General features: G+C 63.8%; 9 protein-coding genes. All 9 read left to right on the top strand.

Annotated features, from left to right (window positions below; all coding sequences use genetic code 11):
* Window positions 1–17 precede the first annotated feature (17 nt).
* The 9 genes from C7H84_RS08290 (at window position 18) to C7H84_RS08250 (ending at window position 21,340) form a co-directional block, all read left to right on the top strand.
* Window positions 18–3,410 (top strand): heparinase II/III family protein, encoded by a 3,393-nt coding sequence (locus C7H84_RS08290; RefSeq protein ID WP_240462006.1) that lies wholly within the window; start codon window positions 18–20, stop codon window positions 3,408–3,410.
* Complete coding sequence (locus C7H84_RS08285; RefSeq protein ID WP_240462005.1) at window positions 3,397–5,955, top strand: DUF6270 domain-containing protein; 2,559 nt, start codon at window positions 3,397–3,399, stop codon at window positions 5,953–5,955. The genes C7H84_RS08290 and C7H84_RS08285 overlap by 14 nt, the downstream gene beginning before the upstream one ends.
* A 64-nt stretch (window positions 5,956–6,019) precedes the next feature.
* Entirely contained in the window at window positions 6,020–7,021 is a 1,002-nt protein-coding gene (locus C7H84_RS08280) for a glycosyltransferase (RefSeq protein ID WP_121858562.1), read from the top strand.
* Entirely contained in the window at window positions 7,018–7,818 is an 801-nt protein-coding gene (locus tag C7H84_RS08275) for an SGNH/GDSL hydrolase family protein (protein WP_240462004.1), read from the top strand. The genes C7H84_RS08280 and C7H84_RS08275 overlap by 4 nt, the downstream gene beginning before the upstream one ends.
* Window positions 7,815–10,019, top strand: coding sequence for a capsular polysaccharide biosynthesis protein (locus tag C7H84_RS08270; protein WP_121858359.1), 2,205 nt, complete (start codon window positions 7,815–7,817; stop codon window positions 10,017–10,019). The genes C7H84_RS08275 and C7H84_RS08270 overlap by 4 nt, the downstream gene beginning before the upstream one ends.
* A gap of 226 nt (window positions 10,020–10,245) precedes the next feature.
* The gene (locus tag C7H84_RS08265) at window positions 10,246–11,469 is read left to right on the top strand and encodes a capsular biosynthesis protein (protein WP_121858358.1); all 1,224 of its coding nucleotides are present in this window, start codon (window positions 10,246–10,248) and stop codon (window positions 11,467–11,469) included.
* A complete protein-coding gene (locus C7H84_RS08260; RefSeq protein ID WP_121858357.1) occupies window positions 11,456–12,241 on the top strand; it encodes an SDR family NAD(P)-dependent oxidoreductase in 786 nt (261 codons plus the stop codon). The genes C7H84_RS08265 and C7H84_RS08260 overlap by 14 nt, the downstream gene beginning before the upstream one ends.
* A 1-nt stretch (window position 12,242) precedes the next feature.
* Window positions 12,243–13,778 (top strand): LTA synthase family protein, encoded by a 1,536-nt coding sequence (locus C7H84_RS08255; protein ID WP_121858356.1) that lies wholly within the window; start codon window positions 12,243–12,245, stop codon window positions 13,776–13,778.
* The gene (locus C7H84_RS08250; RefSeq protein WP_121858355.1) at window positions 13,775–21,340 is read left to right on the top strand and encodes a type I polyketide synthase; all 7,566 of its coding nucleotides are present in this window, start codon (window positions 13,775–13,777) and stop codon (window positions 21,338–21,340) included. The genes C7H84_RS08255 and C7H84_RS08250 overlap by 4 nt, the downstream gene beginning before the upstream one ends.
* Window positions 21,341–21,374: the final 34 nt, after the last annotated feature.

Here is a 21,374-nt window from a genome sequence, read left to right as displayed (position 1 = left end):
CAAGGTGTGGTGCCGCTATGAATGAAGCATGGATCGATCGAGTTGTACTGAACCGCGGGCGTGGAGTCCTGAGCGGGATGTTCACCGTTGAGCGGAAGAGTTCAGTTCGTCTTTCCGCAGCGGTCGGATGGACGCTGCCCGAAAAGGGCAACATGCTTTTTGTGATCATGGGCGAGCATCTCACCGAAGCAAAGGCGGCGGAAATCGGCTTCATCAAGACGTCTTCCGGTTTTTATCGATATCTGCTGCCATCGATAAAAGATGGAAAGCTCACGTTCGACTTTGATGTGATTCCGGAGGTCACCGGATTCCAGATCCGACCTTGGAACATGACGACGCCCGTTGTACTCGAGGACGTCGTTCTGTCGAGCGAAAATGCGGTTCCTGCGTTTCCCGGTCCGTTGAGGAAGGTCGTGAAGCGGTGGCATCCGCTGACGGCGGACGGCAGTCGGCCGTTGTCGGCCAATTTTCTGATTCGCAAGACGAACTGCGGGTTCCATTGCGTTGCACACTGCAATCGTTGGTTCGAGTCGATGGACGAGTTCGCGGTTAGGGTCGGTAGCGACGCGTTTGGCCGCGACGATGTATATGTTGAGACGTATACGGGGGAGCTGGTCCCGGCTTCGCTGCAGCGCGCACAACCCGCTTTTCTCGAGATCCCGACGTCGCTCGACGCATATTTGAAAGCGATTGGCGATAAATCGCGAAACATGATCCGGAAAGCCCGGAAGCTGGGCTACGAGTTCAGGAATATCGCACCCGAGACGCTGGGTCAGGACATCTACGAGATCAGGACCTCCGATCCGGTGCGCCAGGGGCGCCCGATTCCTGAGTATTTCCATACGAACCCACCGCAATACGTGATCGCACCGAGTCCGGCGGGTTGCGATATCCATACCGAAAAATTCGTCGGAATTTTTCTCGGTGACCGGCTGGTGTCGTACATCACCGTATTTCTCTTCGGCGAACTGGCGCAGGTCAATCATATCCTTTGCCACAAAGCGCACGCCACGAACGGCGTGATGAATCTCAACGTCCTGCACATGGTCGATGAATTGATCACGCATCACCGCCATGTGAAGGCGGTGAACTATATGTATATCGCCGGGCGCGATAGCGGTATCGACACATTTCGGCGCAGCGTAGGGTTTGCTCCGCGCAGCTTTCTGACGTACGACGGCGCGCCGACGACATTTGTCGATATCCACGCGCCGTCAGTGTCCGAGGATGCAGGCGACTTGCGGAGCGCACGGCAAGCGAGTAAAGGAAAGGAAAAGCTCCGGTTGTCTCAATGGGCGTTCGTTCGCGAATCGATCCCGGCAGAGAGAGCGCTCGCACATGTCGCTGACCGAATCGGGCGCGCCGTGGTCGAGTTGCCACAGCCGACCCCGGACCAATTTGTCGAGTACATCGGTAAGGGGTTGATGGGAACTGTCGCGGTTCAGCCGGCGCATACGATCATCGCCGTTCCGTTCCCCGGTCGGGCCGATATCGACACTGGCCACGGGGTTGCCGACTATCTCAGACGACGTTTCAAAGGGAACCCGGTCGGAGACGACGGCTTTCAGGCCGGCTTCAAGGGGGGCGAGTTGCGCGCGCTCGCATTTTTTGAAATCACCGACTGGGCGGAACAGTTCTGTAACGGCATCCTAGTGCTCGAGAAGGTGACCGACGCACCTGGCACCTCGCCGGAGACCGTCGAGACGACGGACGTTCAGGTCAAGGCGGAAGCCGATTTTCTCGCAGCGACGGCAGCCCGCCCGTCAAAACTGGAGCAGGTGCGTCTGGTGGACGACTATCAGCCGCTTGTCGAGGATTGGCTGACGGCCGGCACGGCTCAAATGTCGTTCATGACCGGGGCTACGCGCATCGCCGTCAAAATCGGTACGCGATTTCCGTGGAATCACACGTTTGCGTTGAACGCCGACCGGATGTGGTATTACTCGCTCGCCTATGTTGGGCGTCTATTGGCGACCTGGGCACAGCGCAAGGATGCCGATGCACGCAAGCTGGCAATTGACCTGATCTCGAGCTTCATGGATTTCACGGCGATTGCCGAGAATCGGCACGCAATTGGTCGTATTCCGTCCGCCGACCATTCGGCCAGCGAACGGCTGAAGGTGTTGCTGACCTGCCACCAGGTTCTCGAAGAAATTGGAGGGGCGACGGGGCTGCGAGTGCGTCTCCTGCGGGAAATCCACCGCTGGGCAGAGTGGCTCGCCGACAACCGGAATCTTGGTGTCGGAAACCACAAGCTGATGGGTGCGACATCGCTGATCTATGTGTATGCGTTACTGGCCGATGATGAGGGCCGCGGTTATCTGGACATTGCGACGGATCGAATTCTGTCGCTTGCCGCGCAATCGTTCGACAAGGACGGTCTGTGCAACGAGAATACGATCGGCTATCACAATTTCAACTTGTCGCTGTACCGCAAGCTTCGCTCAATACTCGCGAATCTTCGGATCGCCGGTGATCTGCGGGATGGAATCGATGTATTGATTGAAAGGGCATCCCATGCACTCGAACTATGCGTGCTTCCCGACGGTAAGATTCCGCCGATAGGGGATTCGCCGCGCTACGATCTTGGGCTGCCGTCGCGCAATGGAGCGTTCTGCTTTTCCGATTCAGGGTTTGCCGTGGTGAAGCGTGATGGCTTCTACTTTTCGCTGGTGTGCGGCGGCCGAACCGAATGGCACAAGCAAATGGACGATTCGTCGATCTACTTGCAGTACAACGGGGTTGACGTTGTCGTCGACGCCGGCAGCTATTCCTACGATCAGACCGATCCTTATTCACGCTGCATTACGTCGACCACGGGGCATAGTGCTATTGTTCCGGCGGCACTGGATGGCTTGCCGCGACACGAGGTCCAGTCGAAGTTCGGGCCGGTCTCGGGGCGTATCGAGCGGTTTGAAGAGGCAGATGACGGTGTCCGGATCGCTTGCGGCTATGCGGTGCCAGGATGCGACGCGATGCTCACTCGCAGTGTGTTTGTGGGGCGGTCGGATGAAGTCGTCGTCGTGGATACATTCGAAGCCCCCGATTCCGCCGATGTGGTGCAACGCTTCCTCCTCGGCCCGGAGATCGAAGCGGCGAGTGACGAAGAATGCATTCATCTGACTGCACAAAAGTTCGTTGGCACCCTCATCCATCGGGGTGCAAATGCCGATATATATAGGGGCCAGGGCGACGACAAGATTCGCGGCTGGACCGCCTTCGAGTTCGGTAAGGTGGTGCCGACCACCGGCGTTGACCTGCGCTCGCGAGGCGGGGAAAGGGCATATTCGACGATTATTCGCCTCGGTGGCGACGAATTGACCGAATGCTCGCTGGCCGCGGAGAATTTCGCAGCGCGCACGGACCCGTTCTTCCAGAGGGGGACGGCGCGAGTGCATGACGACAACTAAAAGCAAGTACGAGGAAAAATGGATGGCGCGCAGTAAACCGAAGCTTCTGATTCATGGAAGTTGCGTGAGCCGAGACGCGTTTACCGATCGATTTCCGCTATCGGAGCGGTACGAGCTCGCGGGCTATCTCGCGCGCAGTTCGCTAGCGACTGCATTTTCGTCGGGCGTGGTGGAGAATGTCGATTTTGACGCGATTACGTCGCCGTTTCAGCGCAGGATGGTGCAATCGGACGTCGAGCACGGCTTGGTGGCCGTACTGGCCGCTGGCGAATTTGATTTCGTACTGATGGACCTGATCGACGAACGATTCGGCGTGTTCGTTGACGACCGTGGCGCGTGCTGTACCGTGTCGGGTGAACTGCTGTCATCCGGATTCGATGCCGGGACGCGACGCGGAGCGGTAATCAAGCCTTTTACGGATGCGTTCTTCGACCGCTGGGAGGCCGGATGGCGCCACCTCGTCGCAACGCTGAGCGCGCAAGGGCGCCTCAACGGGCTGATCGTGAATGAGGTGTACTGGAGCTCGGCCTGCTCCGATGGCACTGATTTCTCGCCGGCATATTCGCACGACGACGTTGCACGAGCGAACGCCTTCCTGTCGCGGCAATATGCGCGGATGCGCCAGGATCTCGCTGACGAACAATTCCTGCATTTCGATTCGACATTGCTCGTCGGCGGAATCGACCATCAATGGGGAAAGAGCCCGTTTCACTTTGTGACCGGGTATTACACGCATTTGCTCGAACGTCTCGATCGGTATGTGGAGCGAATCGGGGCAGCTGCCGCGGGAACTTCTGACAAGCAAGGGAGTAGCGTGGGTTTCGTAAGCTATGTCCGTGACAAGCTGCGGCTGGCCGGAAGCCGGTTTCGCCATGAAGACTCAACGCCGGCGACTGCTTGGCACAGCGACCGTGTGACGTTGCAGAAGGCGATGCAGGGTCTCGAGGTGTCGGTTCGCGCGACAGCGGCAACGCGTATTCGACTGAGCGCGATCATCAACGGCGATTTGTCGGGCAACCGCAACTTGTTGCTTGTCGTCACTGGCGAGAACCTCGTCGATGCCGACATGCATGCGATGGGGTACATGAAGTCGTGGGTCGGCTACTTTCGGTATCTCAAGAGCGAAATGCGTGACGAGCGACTGACGACGGAGATCGCGGTCGACGGTCGGATCACGTCGCTCAAGATGTTGACCTGGAACTTCGATGGCCCCGTTGTCCTCTCGGATGTCAATTTCGAATCCGGCGGCGCGGTGCTCGATAGTCCGGCACTGAGCGCGAAACGCAAGGATGGCAGCCAGTCGGTCAACATCACGCGCGAGCCGGCGATACGCGCGAATCTGCTGCTCAAACGGCATCGCTGCGGCCCGGAATGTATCGTCCATTGCGATAAATGGTTCACGTCGATGGACGCTTTCGCATCACGGCATGATGTCAATCGTTTCGGTCGGGAACCTGTGTTCGTCGAGGCTGACGGTGGGGAATTGATGCCCGCCAGCCTTCAGAAGGCGAGGCCTGCATTTCTGACGATTCCGCATACGGTCGAAGCATACCTGCGGTCGATCGGTGACAAGTCCCGGAACATGATTCAAAAGGCTAATCGCCTTGGATACCGGTTCCACGAAGGTGGCCCCGAAGGTTTCGACCAGGACATCTATGAGATTCGCACGTCGGATCCCATGCGACAGGGGCGGCCGATTCCCGAGTACTACTATTCGAACCCGCCGGTTTATGTGCTGAACCCCAGCGCCACCGGGTGCGAATATCACACCGAGCGATTCTTTGGCGTCGTGCACGAAGGTCGTCTGGTTTCGTACATCACACTCTTTATGTTCGGTGAACTCGCACAGATCAATCACATTCTGTGTCACAAGGAGCACGTGAAGAACGGGGTGATGAACCTGAATGTATTTCACGTCGTGAAGGCGTTGATCGAAAAGTACTCGTGGGTCAAATCGATCAATTACCTGTACGTCGTGGATGACGGGATGGGGATCAACCTTTTCAAGCGTAGCGTCGGCTTTCGTTCGCAGCGTTTCATCGCGTACGACAGTACGCTGGATGCGATTTCGTATAGCGAGGCCGAACAAGAGGACGAACTGCGCTCTGACTCGACTCCGGCCGTCCCGCGCGAGAGCCAGAAGCCGCGTGTCAAGCTCAACAAGTGGGATTTCGTGCGGGAAGCGGTACAGCGGGAATCGTTGGCCGAAAGGCTCAATTCGCTGCTGGGCAGGCCATGGATCGACTTGAAGTATCCCGTCGACGGCGACTTCGCGCGGTTCTGCTCTGTCGGATTGGCCGAAAACACTGGCGCCCATCCGGTGGGCGCGTGTTTCCTGGTTCCTTTTCCGAGCCGTGCCGACGAAGACAGCCATCCGGAGGTTGCACAATATTTAGGCAAACGTTTCAAAGGTAATCCGATCCCCGATGACGGATTCTCGGTGGGATTCCGTGGCGGCAGTTTGCGCGCACTCGCCTATTTGAGTATCGAGGAGAACGCGGCCGATCTACTTGACGGGGTGCTCGTGCTGGAGAAGGTAGCGTGATGCGGAATCGAACCGCCTCGGCGGCGCGCGGTGCTTCGCCATGCGTCCGCCGTTGGGAGTGGACTTGAGCATTCGAAAGCATCCCACTATCGCTCTGGTTGCAGACAGCTTGACATCGTCGAGCCTCGTTTTCGATAGTCGCGTCATTCCGTTGGGGCCCCGGGGATTTCGCTGGCGCCTAGCGTTTTCGCGCCCTGACTATTTACTGGTCGAGTCGGCATGGTCAGGGGTTCGCGATCGCTGGAAGTACAAGATCGCCGCATACCCGGAACACCCTGAGCGGACAAATCACGCATTGATCCGCCTAGTCGAAGCCGCCAGGGAGCGTGGTATTCCGACGGTGTTCTGGAACAAGGAGGATTCGGTTCACTTCGATCGTTTCGTGGATAGCGCGAAGCTGTTCGATCACGTGTTTACGGTGGATGCCAATGCCGTGCCGCGCTACAAGGCGGTGATGGGCGAGCATGCATCGGTCCACACCTTGATGTTTGCGATCCAGCCGAGGACGCACGGCTTTACCGGTTTCGACTTCAAGCTCCGTCGTGCGAACTTTGTCGGCAGCTACAGCAGCGAGAACCACGCACGTCGCCGTGCGTGGCAGGACGCGCTGTTCGGTGCGGCCTGCGGTAGTGGTCTGGGCCTGACCGTCATCGACCGCAATTCGGGCCGCAAGGCCTCCCACTATCGCTTTCCGGCGCTTGCCGGCCTGGACGTACAGCACGCCCTCCGACATGAACAAACGGCTCAGATGTACCGCGACTATGTCGTGTCCCTGAACGTGAATACGGTCGAGGACTCGCCCACAATGTTCTCACGGCGGCTCGTCGAGATTTTGGGTTGCGGTGGAATTGCCGTAACGACTCCGGCGCGGTCCGTCGATGCGATGTTCTCGGACTTCTGTCATGTCGTACGCACCGGCGACGAGGCGCGCGAGCTGTTCGCGCGTCTGCGCGGCGGCCCGTCGAACCATGATCTCGAGCGCGCACGTGCCGGTGCGGAGTACGTGGCGAAGCACCATACGTGGCAGCATCGGCTGCGCCAGATTGCCGAGGTGGTGGGGCAGTGAGCGCAATCATGCAATGCCTGCGTGACCGTGTGCTGTTGCCAGTGTGGCGACGATGTGCGGCGCGCGTCTGCGACCGACCGCTGCAGCGCGTGCTCGTCCTTGGGGATTCGCACGTCCGCGTGTTCGAGCACATCTCGTTCGCATTGCGATTGCCGAACGTGCAATTCGACATCGAATACGTTCCGGGCGCAACGGCAATCGGCATCGACAACCGTCATTCGACGACGTCCGCATTATTACGCTTCACGAACCGGCTTCAGTCTTCGGGACATGATTGGGTGCTGCTCAACCTGGGCGAAGTCGATACCGCTTATTCGCTGTGGAAACTCGTTGAATTCCGATCGTCCTCGATACTTGTGTTGCTTGACGAGGCGGTTCGCAACTATTGCGAGTTCATTGCCGAGGTAGCCGCGGCCCACCGCGTTGCCATACTCAGCGCGCCTTTGCCGACGCTGGCGGACCAGGCTGCGCCGCGCGACGAGACGGCCGCGGTACGTCAACAGGTATCGGCAACGCAGCACGAGCGGACCGAACTGGCGCAGGTGTTCAATGCCCGTATCGAGGAATTTTGCCGTACGCACGGCATCCCGTTCCTCGATTCGACTCCGCATGCGCTTGGAGCGGATGGCTTGGTCAAGCGATCCTGGCACCATCCCCGCCGGTTCGACCATCACTACGCGCGCCGCCCGTATGCGCGTTGTCTCGTACAACAGTTGAAGAGGCTGTTTGCGATGCCGCTTGCGCGTGCCGAACGTTCCGTCGGGCACGACGGAATGCGCGGCGGGGCGGAATCATGACCCGTCCGCCCCGCTGGGTTGTTCCGATTCAGAGCGTTGGCCTGTGGGCGTGGTGCGGCAGCACCCCTTGGCTCGACGGTATTGTTTCGTGCGGTTTTCCATGGCAGCGATCGGGCATTGCCGGCATTCTCGGCTGGGGCCTGCGTGAAAGCGGTCGGCGCGCCCAGGCATGGGGCCTGCGCGCCGGCGTGGACGTGCTTCGTATCGAAGACGGCTTCCTCCGCTCCGTCTCCCTCGGCGTGCTCGGCGATGCCGCGTTGTCGATCGTCATCGACGATCTCGGCATCTACTACGACGCGAGCCGGCCGTCCCGTCTCGAGATGCTCGTGAAGGACGCCGCCGCAATGGAGGGCGATCACGCCGATGCTTCGCGAGTCGAGGCAGGTCGCGCGATGTCCCTGATCGTCCGCCACGGCTTGTCCAAATACAACCACGCACCGGACTTCGCCCCCCCCGACGACTGGCGCGACGACGCGATCCTGGTCGTCGACCAGACCCGCGGCGACGTCGCAGTGCGCCTCGGCGGGGCCGACGAATCGTCGTTTCAAGCGATGCTGGCCGCCGCGCTCGCCGAAAACCCCGGCAAGGCGGTCTGGATCAAGACGCATCCCGACGTGACGTGCGGCAAGAAGTCCGGCTATCTCGTCGATGCGGCATTCAGCGATCCGCGCGTGCGCTTGCTGCCGGCCGACGTCAGTCCGCCGTCGCTGCTGAAGCGGGTCGGCAAGGTCTACGCCGTTTCATCGCAGATGGGCTTCGAGGCACTGCTGTGCGGCAGGCCGGTCGTGACGTTCGGCTTGCCGTGGTACGCCGGTTGGGGGCTCACCGACGATCGTCACGCGGATGCTCCGGTCGTTGCCGATCGTCGCGGTAGCGCGACGCTGCACCAGCTGTTCGACGCGGCGTACCTGCGCTATTGCCGCTATCTCGATCCCGAAACCGGCGCCCGCGGCACGATCTTCGACGTGATCGCCCATCTCGCCAAGCAACGCCGGCTGAACGAAGTGACGAGGGGCGAACTCGTGTGCGTCGGGTTGAGCCTGTGGAAGCGCAGCGTGGTCGCGCCGTTTCTGCGGCACGGCGGCGCGCGCGTGCGTTTCGTCGCTTCGCCGGCGGCGCTGCGGCGTCTGCCGCCTGACGCGTCGCGGCGGGTCGTGCTGTGGGGCGCCCGCCGTCCCGATGTCGCTGCCGTCGCGCAGGAGCTGGGCTTGCCGGTGCTTCGCATGGAAGACGGGTTCATCCGGTCCGTCGGGCTCGGCTCGAACCTGATCGCGCCGCTTTCGCTTGTTATCGACGATCTCGGTATCTATTTCGATCCACGCACGCCGTCCCGCCTGGAGTCGATCCTCGAGCAAGGCGGCTTCGACGATGCGGAGCTCGTCGAGGCGCGCGCCGTGCGCGCGGCGCTGGTCGACGCACGCATCGGCAAGTACAACGTCGGCAAAGGCGGCATCGTGCTGCCGTCGCCCCGACCCGCGAAGGTGATCTTGGTGCCGGGGCAGGTCGAGGACGATGCATCGATCCGCACCGGCTCACCGTGGGTCTCCACGAATCTCGGGTTGCTGTCGAGCGTGCGGGCGGCTCATCCGGATGCGTTTATCGTCTTCAAGCCGCATCCCGATGTCGTCAGCGGCAATCGTGCGGGGGCGATTCCGCTGCACGAAGCGCGCCGGCTCGCGGATGCCGTGGTACCTGAGTCCGACGTGATCGCGTGCGTCGAGCAGGCCGACGAAGTGCATACGATGACTTCGCTGACCGGCTTCGAGGCGCTGCTGCGCGGCAAGCGGGTCGTCTGCTACGGCGCGCCGTTCTACGCGGGCTGGGGGCTGACGCAAGACGTATTCGCGAACGCATCGCCAGGCGCCGAGCCCATGCCGGTCGCAGGCGATCCGCCGGATACCCATCCCGTTTGGTCGCGTCGCAATCGCCGGCTTACGCTTGACGAGCTGATTGCCGGGACGCTGCTGCGCTATCCGCGCTATGTTCATCCGGTATCGCGCGCCGTGATCGACGCGCAACGCGCCATTACATTGCTGCACGCGCAGCGACAGTCGACGGGACACGCGAAACTGAAGCGAAATCGACTCAAGCAGCAATCCGGAAAAGTCAAGATGTGGGCGCTGACGACTTATTCGGAATATCGGATTGCAGCGCGCAAGAAGCTCTACATGTCGCTGCAGCGCTGGCTCGCCAAGCTTTAGTCGGCGGCCGTCGGAGAAGGGGGCTGACGGCGTCCGGTAAAGCAATTCTGCTATGGTGTTTTTCGGACAACCGAGGTTGTATCGTTATCTCGTAAAACGATACAATCGTTCACCTATAAATCCGGGGCCAAAAATCGGGGTAGGGGTGGTGGTTTAACTGCCGGCGCATTCGGCGTTCATTTCGTGTGTGCGTAAAAATATTGAAAAATGATAAATCATATTAAAAATGCGACGCTCTTTTCTGGTTCTGCAGGGCACGGCATCGCCGTTCTTTAGCCGATTGGCCGATGCGTTGCGGAGTCGCGGCCATCGCATTCGCAGAATTAATTTCTGCGGAGGAGACCTGGTCTATTCCGGAAATGGCGCTGCAAGCGATTACACTGCCCAGCCGGACGAGCTTGCCGGGTGGTATGCGACGACACTGCGAACCGGCGACGTGACGGACGTGATCCTGTTCGGCGACTGCCGGGCCATTCACAGGCCCGTGCATCCCGTCGCCCGCGATCACGGCGTCGCCGTGCATGTATTCGAGGAGGGGTACGTGCGTCCGCATTGGCTGACGCTCGAGCGCCATGGCGTCAATGGACGTTCATTGCTGCCGCGCGATCCGGCGTGGTATCTCGATCAGCGCAGCGTAACGCCGCCGCGCGATCTCGGGCATGCCACCGGATATCGACTGGCCGTCCGTGCGTATCACGACATGCGCTATCGTGCGGCCAATACGCTCTATCAGTCCCATTTCCCGAATTATCGCAGCCATCGTCCGCGCAACGGCTTTGCCGAGTATGCAGGGCTGGCGGCGCGCGCGCTGAAACAACCGATATTCGATCGTGAATCCGAGCGGGTGACGCAGCGGATGCTTGCCGGCCGGCCCTATTATCTGTTTCCGCTCCAGGTCAATGCGGACGCGCAAATCGTCCATCATTCGCCGTTCGGCAGCGTACGCGCATCGATCGACCTCGTGCTGCAATCCTTCGCGCAGCACGCGCCGGCCGGACATGAACTGCTGGTCAAGAACCATCCGCTCGACACGGGCGCCTTCGATTATCGCGGGCACGTCCGCCAACTCGCGCGCGAGTTCGGGATTGCCGAGCGCGTGTCGTTCATCGACGCCGGTCATTTGCCGACGCTCCTCGATCACACGCGCGGCGTAGTGCTGGTCAACAGTACGACCGGCATGTCCGCGCTTTACCACCATTGCCCGCTGATCGCGCTGGGCGTGGCGATCTACGACATGCCGGGGCTGACGTGGCAAGGCGGACTTGACAGCTTCTGGGAGCATGCGGAACGGCCCGACGAAGGCCTGTTCCACGCGTTTCTGGACTATGTGGTCCATCACACGCAGATCAACGGTGACTTCTATACGGATACCGGCATCGACATGGCTGTGGAAGGGGCCGTGCGACGACTGGAAGCAACCAAGGTGGAGCTCAGTCATGCGTTCGCATGAACCGTCGCATGTGGTGATTACCGGCGCGACGGCCGGACTCGGGCGCGCGCTGGCGCTGGCCTATGCGGCGCCTGGCGTCGTGCTCGGGCTGATCGGCCGCGACGCCGCGCGCCTCGATGACGTGGCGTTGGCCTGCCGGGCACGTGGCGCGACGGTCGAGTGCGGCCGTGTCGACGTGTGCGATGCCGAAGCGCTGCGTACGTGGCTGGACGCATTCGACGATGCGCATCCGATCGCTCTGCTGATCGCGAACGCGGGTGTCGCGAGTACGTTGGCACATGCCGACGACTGGGAGGAACTCGAGCGCACGAGCGTGGTGGTCGACACGAACCTGTACGGCGCACTGCATGCAGTGTTGCCGGTGATTGCGCGCATGCGCGGACGCCATCGCGGCCACGTTGCGATGGTCAGTTCGATCGCGGCGCTGCGCGGGATGGCGATTTCGCCGGCCTATTGCGCGAGCAAGGCGGCGATCAAGGCGTACGGTGATTCGGTGCGGCCCGTGCTCGCGCGCGATGGCATCCGGATGTCGGTGATCCTGCCGGGCTTCGTGAAGACCGCGATGAGCGACGTGTTCCCGGGCGACAAGCGGCTCATGTGGTCGGCGGATCGCGCCGCGCGCCATATCCGGCGCAAGCTCGATGCGGGACGCGCGGAAATCGCCTTTCCGGGCATGCTCGTGCTCGGGATGCGCTTGCTGACGCTGCTCCCCGCCGCGCTGGCCGACGCCATTCTCGGCAAGCTGTCGTACCTGCCGCGCGAGGGCCGCTAGCATGTCCGGCACGCTGGTACTCGTATTCGCGATGGCATTGGCCGCGTCGTTCGGCCTCGATGCCGTTGCAGTACCGCGTGCGCCGTTACGCAGGCCGTGGCGTGCCGTGTTTCTGCATGTGTCTGCCGTTTCGTTCGTCGGAGCGTGCGTGCTGCTCGCCACGTCGCGGCCGATGTTTTCGGCCGGCATCGCGGCGGCGCTGGTGGCGCTGCTGGCGGCCATCAGCAACGCGAAATTCGAATCGTTGCGCGAACCTTTCGTCTTCACCGACCTCAGCCTGTTCAGCCAGCTGTTTGCCCATCCGCGCCTCTATCTACCGTTCCTGAGTATCGGCAAGTCCGTCGCGATCGCGGCTGGCGTCGTGCTGCTCGTCGCAGGCTGCCTGCTCGACCATGCGGATGCGCCGCCGCGCGTGGGCGCCGCCGCCGTCGCACTCATCTGTCTGCTGATCGCCGCGCGTATTGCAGCGCGCTTGCCGTTGACGCTCGATGCGACGGTGGACCAGCAGCGACATGGCTTCTTCGCAGTGTTCGCCGCGTATTTGCTTAACGGTCTGAGGCCTGCGACGCAGAAGACGTTCGACGCGGCGGCCGGCAAGAGCCCGTTCGCGACCGGCTCGCCGTCGCGCAGGCCTGACGTCATCGTGATTCAGAGCGAGTCGTTTTTCGATGTCCGGCGCGCGACGTCCGCGGTCGCGCCGTCCCTGCTGTCGGCGTTCGATCGGGCACGCCGCGAGGCAATCGCGCACGGCACGCTGACGGTTCCGGCATGGGGCGCGAATACGATGCGCACCGAGTTCGCCGTCCTCACGGGAATACCGGCCGAGCGACTCGGATATGCGCGCTTCTATCCCTACGCGTTTCTACGCAACGCGTGCCCATCGGTTGCCGGATGGTTCAGGCGCGGCGGCTACAGTACGATCGCGGTGCACCCGTATCACGTGGATTTCTTCGGGCGGGATCGCGTATTTCCGCTGATGCACTTCGATGCATTCATGGACATCAGCAGCTTCGACGGCCGCCCGCGCGCCGGGCAGTACGTTGCGGACGCCGCGGTCGCCGATGCGATCATCGATCTGCTGGACGCGCCGCGCGAGCAACCCGCGTTCATCTTCGCGATGACGATGGAGAACCACGGGCCGCTGCATCTCGAGGCGGTGGCCGCCGGCGAAGCTGCCCGCTACCACTCGCTCGGCGAAGACGCCGCATGGCACGACCTGACTGCCTATTTGCGTCACCTGGATAACGCGAACCGGATGATCGAGCGACTGCTCGATCATCTGCGGCAAAGCGACCGCGAGACGATCGTCTGCTTCTACGGCGATCACGTGCCGGCGTTGCGGCGCGTATTTGAAAAACTCGGTGCGGTGCCGGAGCGCAGCGATTATTTCGTCTGGAAGAACGACGCGAACGCCGATACCGGCGCACAGGATATCCGTGCAGAAGAACTGGGCCGAATGCTGATGTCGGCCGTCACCTATTCGAACGAGCCGCGCGCGTGTGATCGCGATGTGCTGGCCAAAGCAGAAAGAGCATGAACAAGCAAATAGCGATCATCGGGATGGCGTGCCGGTTCCCCGGTGGCGTCGAGAGTCCCGACGACTTCTGGCAACTGCTCCGCGACCAGCGCGATGCCGTAACCGCCATTCCGCCGGACCGCTTCGGTACGGCGTTCTACCAGCACCCGTCGAAACGGGAGCCGGGAAAGAGCTACACGTTCGCAGCGGGCGTCGTCGATGACGTCGCGGGCTTCGATGCCGAATTCTTCGGCATCTCGCCGCGCGAGGCGGCGCAAATGGATCCGCAGCAGCGGCTGATGCTGGAACTCGCGTGGGAGACGTTTGAAGACGCCGGCGTGCGTCCTGCCGCGATGCGCGGGCGCGACTGCGGCGTGTTCGTCGGCGTGGCGGGAATGGACTACGGCAACCGCAATATGGACGACATGAACACGATCGATCCGTATTCGGCAACCGGCAACACGCTCAGCATTGCATCGAACCGCGTGTCCTACCTGTTCGACCTGCGCGGCCCGAGCATGTCGGTGGATACCGCATGCTCGTCGTCGCTCGTCGCGCTGCATCAGGCGGTCCGCGCGCTGGAGTCCGGCGAGACCGCGATGGCGCTTGCCGGCGGGGTCAACCTGCTGTTGCATCCGTTCGGGTTCGTCAGTTTCTCGAAGGCGTCGATGTTGTCGCCGCGCGGCCGCTGCCGCGCCTTCGACGCGACGGGCGACGGCTACGTGCGTGCCGAAGGCGGCGCGTTCGTGCTGCTCAAGCCGCTCGACCAGGCACTGGCCGACGGCGACACGATCCACGCGGTCATCGCCGGATCGGGTGTGAATTCGGATGGCCATTCGCACGGCGGGATCAACGTGCCGGCGGCAGCGACACAGGCGAACCTGCTGCGTACGGTGTATCGGCGCGCCGGCATCGACCCGCGCACGCTCGCGTATCTCGAGGCACACGGCACGGGCACCGCAGTCGGCGATCCGATCGAGGCACGTGCGTTGATCGACGCGTTGTCGGGCGACCGGCCCGCGTCCGATCCGCTGCTGATCGGCTCGGTCAAGACCAACATCGGGCACCTTGAAACGGCATCGGGCATGGCGGGCCTGCTGAAGGCGGTGCTGTGCCTGAAGCACCGTGCGGTACCGCGCTCGCTGCATTTCGACACGCCGAACCCGGGGATCGATTTCGAGGGCGGCCGCTTGCGCGTGGTCGATCGGCTCACGCCGCTCGAGCGCGGCGACGGGCCGCTGACGATCGGCATCAATTCATTCGGCTTTGGCGGCACGAACGCACACGTCGTCATCACCGAAGCGGTAGCACCTTCGTCGGCCGAGCAGTCGACGCCGACAAGCGATGTACCGCTGCCGCCGCTCGTTCTCACCGCACGGTCGCCCGCGGCGCTGGCGGCTGTCGCGGCGCGTTATCTGGCCCGCTTGCAACACGGCGCCGACTGGGCCGCACTCGCGGCGGCCGTCGCACGGCGGCGCCAGTGGCTCGAGCATCGCGCGGTCGTCGCGCCGGCCGACCGGGCCGAAGGGCTTGCGGCGCTCGCCGCACTTGCCGAGCCGTCCGGGCAGGGCTTGCCGGCGTGTGTCGTGCAGGGGCAGGCTGCCGAAGGCGACGCGCCGGTCGCGTTCGTTTATGCGGGCAACGGCTGCCAATGGGCCGGGATGGGCAAGCGGCTCTACGCCGAAGATGCCGTGTTTCGCGCGGCACTCGACGAAGTCGATGCGCTCTGGCGTGCAGACGGCAACGCATCGCTCGTCGATGTCATGTGCGAAGGCGTCGATACCGAATGGCTCGCCGCGACCGAGAACGCGCAGCCGCTGTTGTTCGCGATGCAGGTCGGCATCACGCGTGTGCTGAGCGCGCGCGGCATCCGCTTCGATGCGGCGGTGGGTCACAGTGTCGGCGAGATTGCTGCGGCCTGGGCGTCCGGCGCGCTTACGCTCGCCGAAGCCGTGCGCGTAATCCGGATTCGCAGCGCTGCACAGGGCCTCACGCGTGGCGCGGGCAGGATGGCGGCGGCCGGCATCGGCGAAGCTGCGGCGCGCGACTGGATCGCGCGTCTGGGGCTCGGCGCTGCCATTGAAATCGCGGGCATCAATAGCCCCGACTCGGTGACGCTCGCGGGGTCGCGGGATGCGCTCGAAGCGATCGGCGGGGCACTCGCGGACGCCGGCCACTTCTACCAGATACTCGACCTCGATTACGCGTTCCACAGCAGTCGCATGGATGCGATCGAACCGGTAGTGCGCGACGGTCTGGCCGATCTCGCCCCGCGCGACACGCATACGCGATTCGTGTCGACGGTGACGGGCGACGCGCTGTCGGGCACCGCGCTCGATGCGGGTTACTGGTGGCGCAACATTCGCGAGCCGGTTCGTTTCGGTGACGCGATTGCCCGCCTGGCCGACGATCGCGTACGCGTGTTCATCGAGATCGCACCGCATTCGATCCTGCGCATTTACGTGAAGCAGACGCTCGACGCGCGGAACGCGCCGGGAGTCGTCGTGCCGACACTCAAGCGTCAGCACGATAGTGCGGAGATGCTCTTTCATTCGATCCTGTCGGCCGTCGCGCAGGGCGCGCGTGTCGATCTCGACCGCTTCGTTCCCGATGCGCCGCATGTCGCGCTGCCGACCTATCCGTGGCAGCGCGAGCGTTACTGGCTGGTGCCGACCGTCGAAGGCTACGGGCTCGTGAACCGTCGGGTCGATCATCCGCTGCTTGGCTATCGCCTGCACGAACACGCGTTCGCGTGGGAGAACCAACTCGATCCGCAGCGCGTGCCGATGCTGACGGATCACGTTGTCGACGGTGGCGTCGCGTTCCCGGGCGCCGGTTATGTCGAAATGGCGCTTGCGGCGGCACGCACGTTCTTCGGCACACCGGACGTGGCCATCGAGAACGTCGAGATCCGCATGCCGGTCGTGTTCCAGCCGCAGCACGCGAAGCTGTTCCGGTTCGCGATCGACGTGCGTACCGCGTCGTTTACGATCGAGACGCGCGACCGGATGACGGATGGCACGTGGAATCTGAACGTGACGGGGCGCCTGCTCGAAAGCGGTAGCACGCTGGACATCGACAGCACGCCGGATGCGGCCGTCCTTACCCGTCTGCAGTCGGGTCCGGCACTATCCGGCAACGCACTGTATGCGGGCACGCAGGCAATCGGTTTGAGCTACGGACCGGCATTCCGTTGGGTGCAGTCGTTGTGCGTGTCGGGCGACGCCGCGCTGGCCGAGCTCGACGTGCCGTCGGTTCTGGCCGATGCGCGCGCGCAGTCGGACTATTTGCTGCATCCCGCGCTGATGGACAGCGGTTTCCATCCGCTGTTCGCGGTGCTCGCGCAGGCCGGTGCTGCGCCGGACGACGCGCACGCCGCGTTTGTTCCGGTCCAGATCGGCCGTGTCGATTTCCTGAGCGGCGAAGCGATTCGCCGCGTGCTGGCACGCATTCACCGTCGCAGCCCGCATTCGATCGTCGCGTCGTTCGAATTCATCGATGTGCACGGCCGGATCGTCGCGCGACTTTCCGCGTGCCGCTTCCGCCGCGTCGATCTCGCGGGGCGCCGTCACGGCGCGCCGGCGCGCTTTGCCTACGTGCTCGAAGCGCGGCCGCAGCCGGCCGGCTACACGGCCGCCGCATTGCCGTCGCCGAGCGTGCTCGTCGAGCGTGCGAATGTGCATGTCGCCGCGCGTGAGGACCTCGCGCGCCGTACGCAGCATCTGACAGAAATGCTGCCGCTGCTGGACGTGCTTGCCGGCCTGCATGCGCTCGATGCACTGGATGCACTCGGCGCATTCGACCGGCCGGCACTGTTGACGGATACGCACCCGCGGCAGATCGCGCGACTCGCGGAAATCGTCGTCGAGGACGGGTTGGCCCGCTTCGAAGGCGATCGCCTGGTTCGCGATGACGAAGCCTGCGCGGCGATGCCCGCGCCCGCCGCGCTGTGGCGCGACGTGCTGGCCGCATCGCCGGCCCATGTTGCCGAACTGACGTTGCTCTCGCACGTCGGCGCGGCACTGTCGCGCGTGCTGCGGGAAGCGTCGCCTGCAGGCGCGCTGCTGTCGTCCACCGGGCGCAGCCTGCTCGAACAGTTCTTCGATGCGTCGCCGACGTGGGCGCATGCACGTGCGTTGCTCGCTGCCTGCGTGACGCAGGCTGTCGCGACGTGGACGGATGCTCGCCGCATGCGTGTGCTGGAGATCGGCACCGCGAACGGCGACGTGCTGCAGCCGCTCGACATGAGCCTGCCCGCGGGTCGTTGCGAGTACGTGCTGGCAGGGACGCAGCAGCAGCTCGCCGGATTCGACGCGGAAGCGCATGCGCACGGGCAGACGCTGACGTTTGCAACCGACGCGCCGCTGTTCGCGCAATGGCGCGATACGGCGCCGTTCGACATCGTGATCGTCAACCGGATGCTGGGCGATCACCCGGATCCGTCGTCCGCACTGACGGCGATCGTCGAGCGGCTTGCGCCGGGCGGCCTCGTCATCATCACTGACGCACGACGCAGCCGGTTCTCGGACATCGTGTTCGGCACGGCCGGCGGCGAAGTCGCAGCCAGCGCGTACGGCGCGCTTGCGCCCGCCGCGATCGAGTCGATGTGCGAACGCGCCGGACTGGTCGACATCGTGCGCGATACCGAGCAAGGCCTCGATCTCGAAGGCGCGCCGACATTCATCATCGCGCGCAAGCCGACTGCCGCCAGTGAACAGACGGCAATCGCATCGCACGACGAGGATCGCGCGCGCCGCATGGCTGCGAGCGACGCTGCACACTGGCTGATCGCGCAGGACGATGACGACGCGTTCGGCATCGCGCTGGCAGGCGAACTCGAGCGACGGGGTTGCCGCGTCGAGTCGGCACCGGTGCGTGACGCTGCGGCGTGGTCGGTGCGCCAGCCGGCTGAACATCCGGCCCATGTCGTATTCGTTGCGCCGATTGCAGCGCTCGAGACAGCCGATGGCGCGGCATTGATGTGCGCGCAGCGAGGCGGCGCGCTCGCGCTGGCCTCGCTCGCGCGCGATCTCGATGCGGCGGGTGCGACGGAACGCGGTCAGCTATGCGTCGTGACGCGCGGCGGTGCGCCGTTCGCGACCGGCGCGTCGTCGCATCCCGAGCAGGCAACGTTGTGGGGTCTTGGCCGCGTGATGGCGAACGAGTATCCGACGCTGCCGATCCGGTTGATCGACGTCGATCCGGCCGTCGAGCGGGCGGCGTCGCAGCTCGCAATGGCGCTGCTCGGTGACGATGGCGAAGAAGAAGTGCTGCTTGCGCCGCAGGGCCGCTACGTCCCGCGCATGCTGCCGGCTGCGCAGGCCGCCGAGCGTGAGAACGGGTCGTGGGCCATGTCCGGCCAACCCGGCGCGCGCCTCGCCTTCGACATGCCGGGCTCGTTGCGCAACCTCGAATGGTTCGCGATACCGGAACGCGATCTCGCCGCCGGCGAGGTCGAGATCGAGCCGATGGCGACGGGGCTCAATTTCCGTGACGTGATGTACGCGATGGGACTGCTGTCCGACGAGGCAGTCGAGACAGGCTTCGCCGGCGCGACGATCGGCATGGAAATGTCGGGGCGCGTGGTCAGGGTAGGCCCGGACGTCGACGGTTTCGCGCCGGGGGATGCCGTGCTCGGTTTCGCGCCGGCATCGTTCGCGACGCGCGTGGTCACGCGCGCAACGGCGGTCGCACGCAAGCCCGACACGATGTCGTTCGAAGAGGCTGCCACGATCCCGACGACGTTCTTTACCGCGTACTACGCGCTGTGCGAACTGGCGCGGCTGCGCCGCGGCGAGCGCGTGCTTGTGCACGGCGGTGCGGGTGGAGTCGGCATCGCGGCAATCCAGATCGCACGGCATCTCGGCGCGGAGGTCTTTGCCACCGCCGGCAGCGACGAGAAGCGCGAGTTCATTCGCCTGCTCGGCGTCGACCGCGTGTTCGATTCCCGCAGCCTCGCGTTCGCGGACGAGATTCGCGCGTGCACGCACGGCGAGGGCGTCGACATCGTGCTCAATTCGCTCGCTGGCGAAGCGATGGTGCGCAGCATCGATACGCTGCGCCCGTTCGGGCGCTTCCTCGAACTCGGCAAGCGCGATTTCTACGAGAACAGCCAGATCGGCCTGCGGCCGTTCCGCAACAACATCAGCTATTTCGGCATCGACGCCGATCAGCTGATGGGTGTGCTGCCGTCGCTGACGACGCGGCTGTTCGAGGAAGTGATGGGGTTGTTCTCGAGCGGCGTGCTGCATCCGTTGCCGTACCGTGCGTTCCCGGCCACGCGCGCGGAGGAGGCGTTCCGCTACATGCAGCAGGCGCGCCAGATCGGCAAGGTGCTCGTCACCTATCCTTCCGGCACGCCGGTTCCGACGCGCGGCATCGCAGTGCCGACGTTGCGGCTGGATCCACAGGCGGCGTACCTGATCGTCGGTGGCACCGGCGGACTGGGATTCGCGACCGCGCGCTGGATGATCGAGCGTGGCGCGCGGCACTTGACACTCGCGAGTCGCGGCGGCGTACTGGATGAAGCGATGCAGGCGGAAGCCGATCGCTGGCGCGATGTGTGCGGCGCGCACGTGTCGGTCGTGCGATGCGACGTGACCGACCGCGCAGCGCTGGACGGCCTCGTCGACGAGATCGAGCGTCGCGGGACGCCGCTCAAGGGTGTGCTGCATTCGGCGATGAGGATCGACGACGGGCTGCTGCGCAACATCGACGACGCGCGCTTCGCAGCCGTGCTCGAACCGAAGGTCGCGGGTGCATGGAACCTGCATCGCGCGACGCAGCGTTGCGCGCTCGATTTCTTCGTCATGTATTCGTCGGCGACGACGTATCTCGGCAACCCGGGGCAGGCCGCGTATGTTGCAGCGAACGGCTTCCTCGAGGCACTGGTCGCGCATCGTCGCGCGGCGGGGCAGCCGGCCATGTTCATGGCGTGGGGGCCGATCGAGGACGTCGGTTTCCTCGCGCGCAACGCCGGCACGCGCGAGGCGTTGCAGTCGCGCATCGGCGGTGCGTCGATCACGTCGGACGAGGCGATGGCCGCGCTTGAGCGTGCGCTTGCGCAAGGGGGCGCCGGCGAAGCCGTCGTGCGTCTCGACTGGGACGCCGTTGCGCGCGGCATGCCGGCCGCGCACGCGCGGCGGTACTCCGCATTGCGGACGGGTGGGGCGGCGGAGACGTCGAGCGAGGATCGCGTGTTGCTGGAGCAATTGCGGGCGCTCCCTGCGGTCGAGGCCGTCGCGCTCGTCGAGACGGCATTGCGCGGCCAGATCGCTCGGATCCTGCACATGTCGCCGGAGCGCATCGATGCGGGCCGGTCGGTGCTCGATCTCGGGATGGACTCGCTGATGGGCATGGAACTCGGCATGGCCGTCGAGGAGACCTTCGGCGTCAAGCTGTCGATCATGGCGATCGCGGAAGGTGCGACGGTGCATACGCTCGCCGAGCGCATCGTCGAGCTGCTCGATGCACAGGCCGGCGACGAGAACATCGTGTCGGCAGATGAACTGGCGGAGGTGCTGGTCGCGCGGCATGCGCTGGGCGACGAAGCGCGGGCCGAGCTCGAGCGAGGTTCGAATTGAACGAGCGAGGAAGCGCGAGCGTGTCGGGCGACGC

The sequence above is a fragment of the Burkholderia sp. Nafp2/4-1b genome, from assembly GCF_003635165.1.
In the GTDB taxonomy this organism is placed as follows: Bacteria; Pseudomonadota; Gammaproteobacteria; order Burkholderiales; family Burkholderiaceae; genus Burkholderia.
This window is presented reverse-complemented; position numbering and strand designations above follow the sequence as displayed.

Bases quoted from the DNA above. Each gene is read 5' to 3' on its own strand.
- C7H84_RS08290 (WP_240462006.1), top strand. From the start codon at position 18: ATGAATGAAGCATGGATCGATCGAGTTGTACTGAACCGCGGGCGTGGA.
- C7H84_RS08285 (WP_240462005.1), top strand. From the start codon at position 3,397: ATGACGACAACTAAAAGCAAGTACGAGGAAAAATGGATGGCGCGCAGT.
- C7H84_RS08270 (WP_121858359.1), top strand. From the start codon at position 7,815: ATGACCCGTCCGCCCCGCTGGGTTGTTCCGATTCAGAGCGTTGGCCTG.
- C7H84_RS08265 (WP_121858358.1), top strand. From the start codon at position 10,246: ATGCGACGCTCTTTTCTGGTTCTGCAGGGCACGGCATCGCCGTTCTTT.
- C7H84_RS08260 (WP_121858357.1), top strand. From the start codon at position 11,456: ATGCGTTCGCATGAACCGTCGCATGTGGTGATTACCGGCGCGACGGCC.
- C7H84_RS08255 (WP_121858356.1), top strand. From the start codon at position 12,243: ATGTCCGGCACGCTGGTACTCGTATTCGCGATGGCATTGGCCGCGTCG.
- C7H84_RS08250 (WP_121858355.1), top strand. From the start codon at position 13,775: ATGAACAAGCAAATAGCGATCATCGGGATGGCGTGCCGGTTCCCCGGT.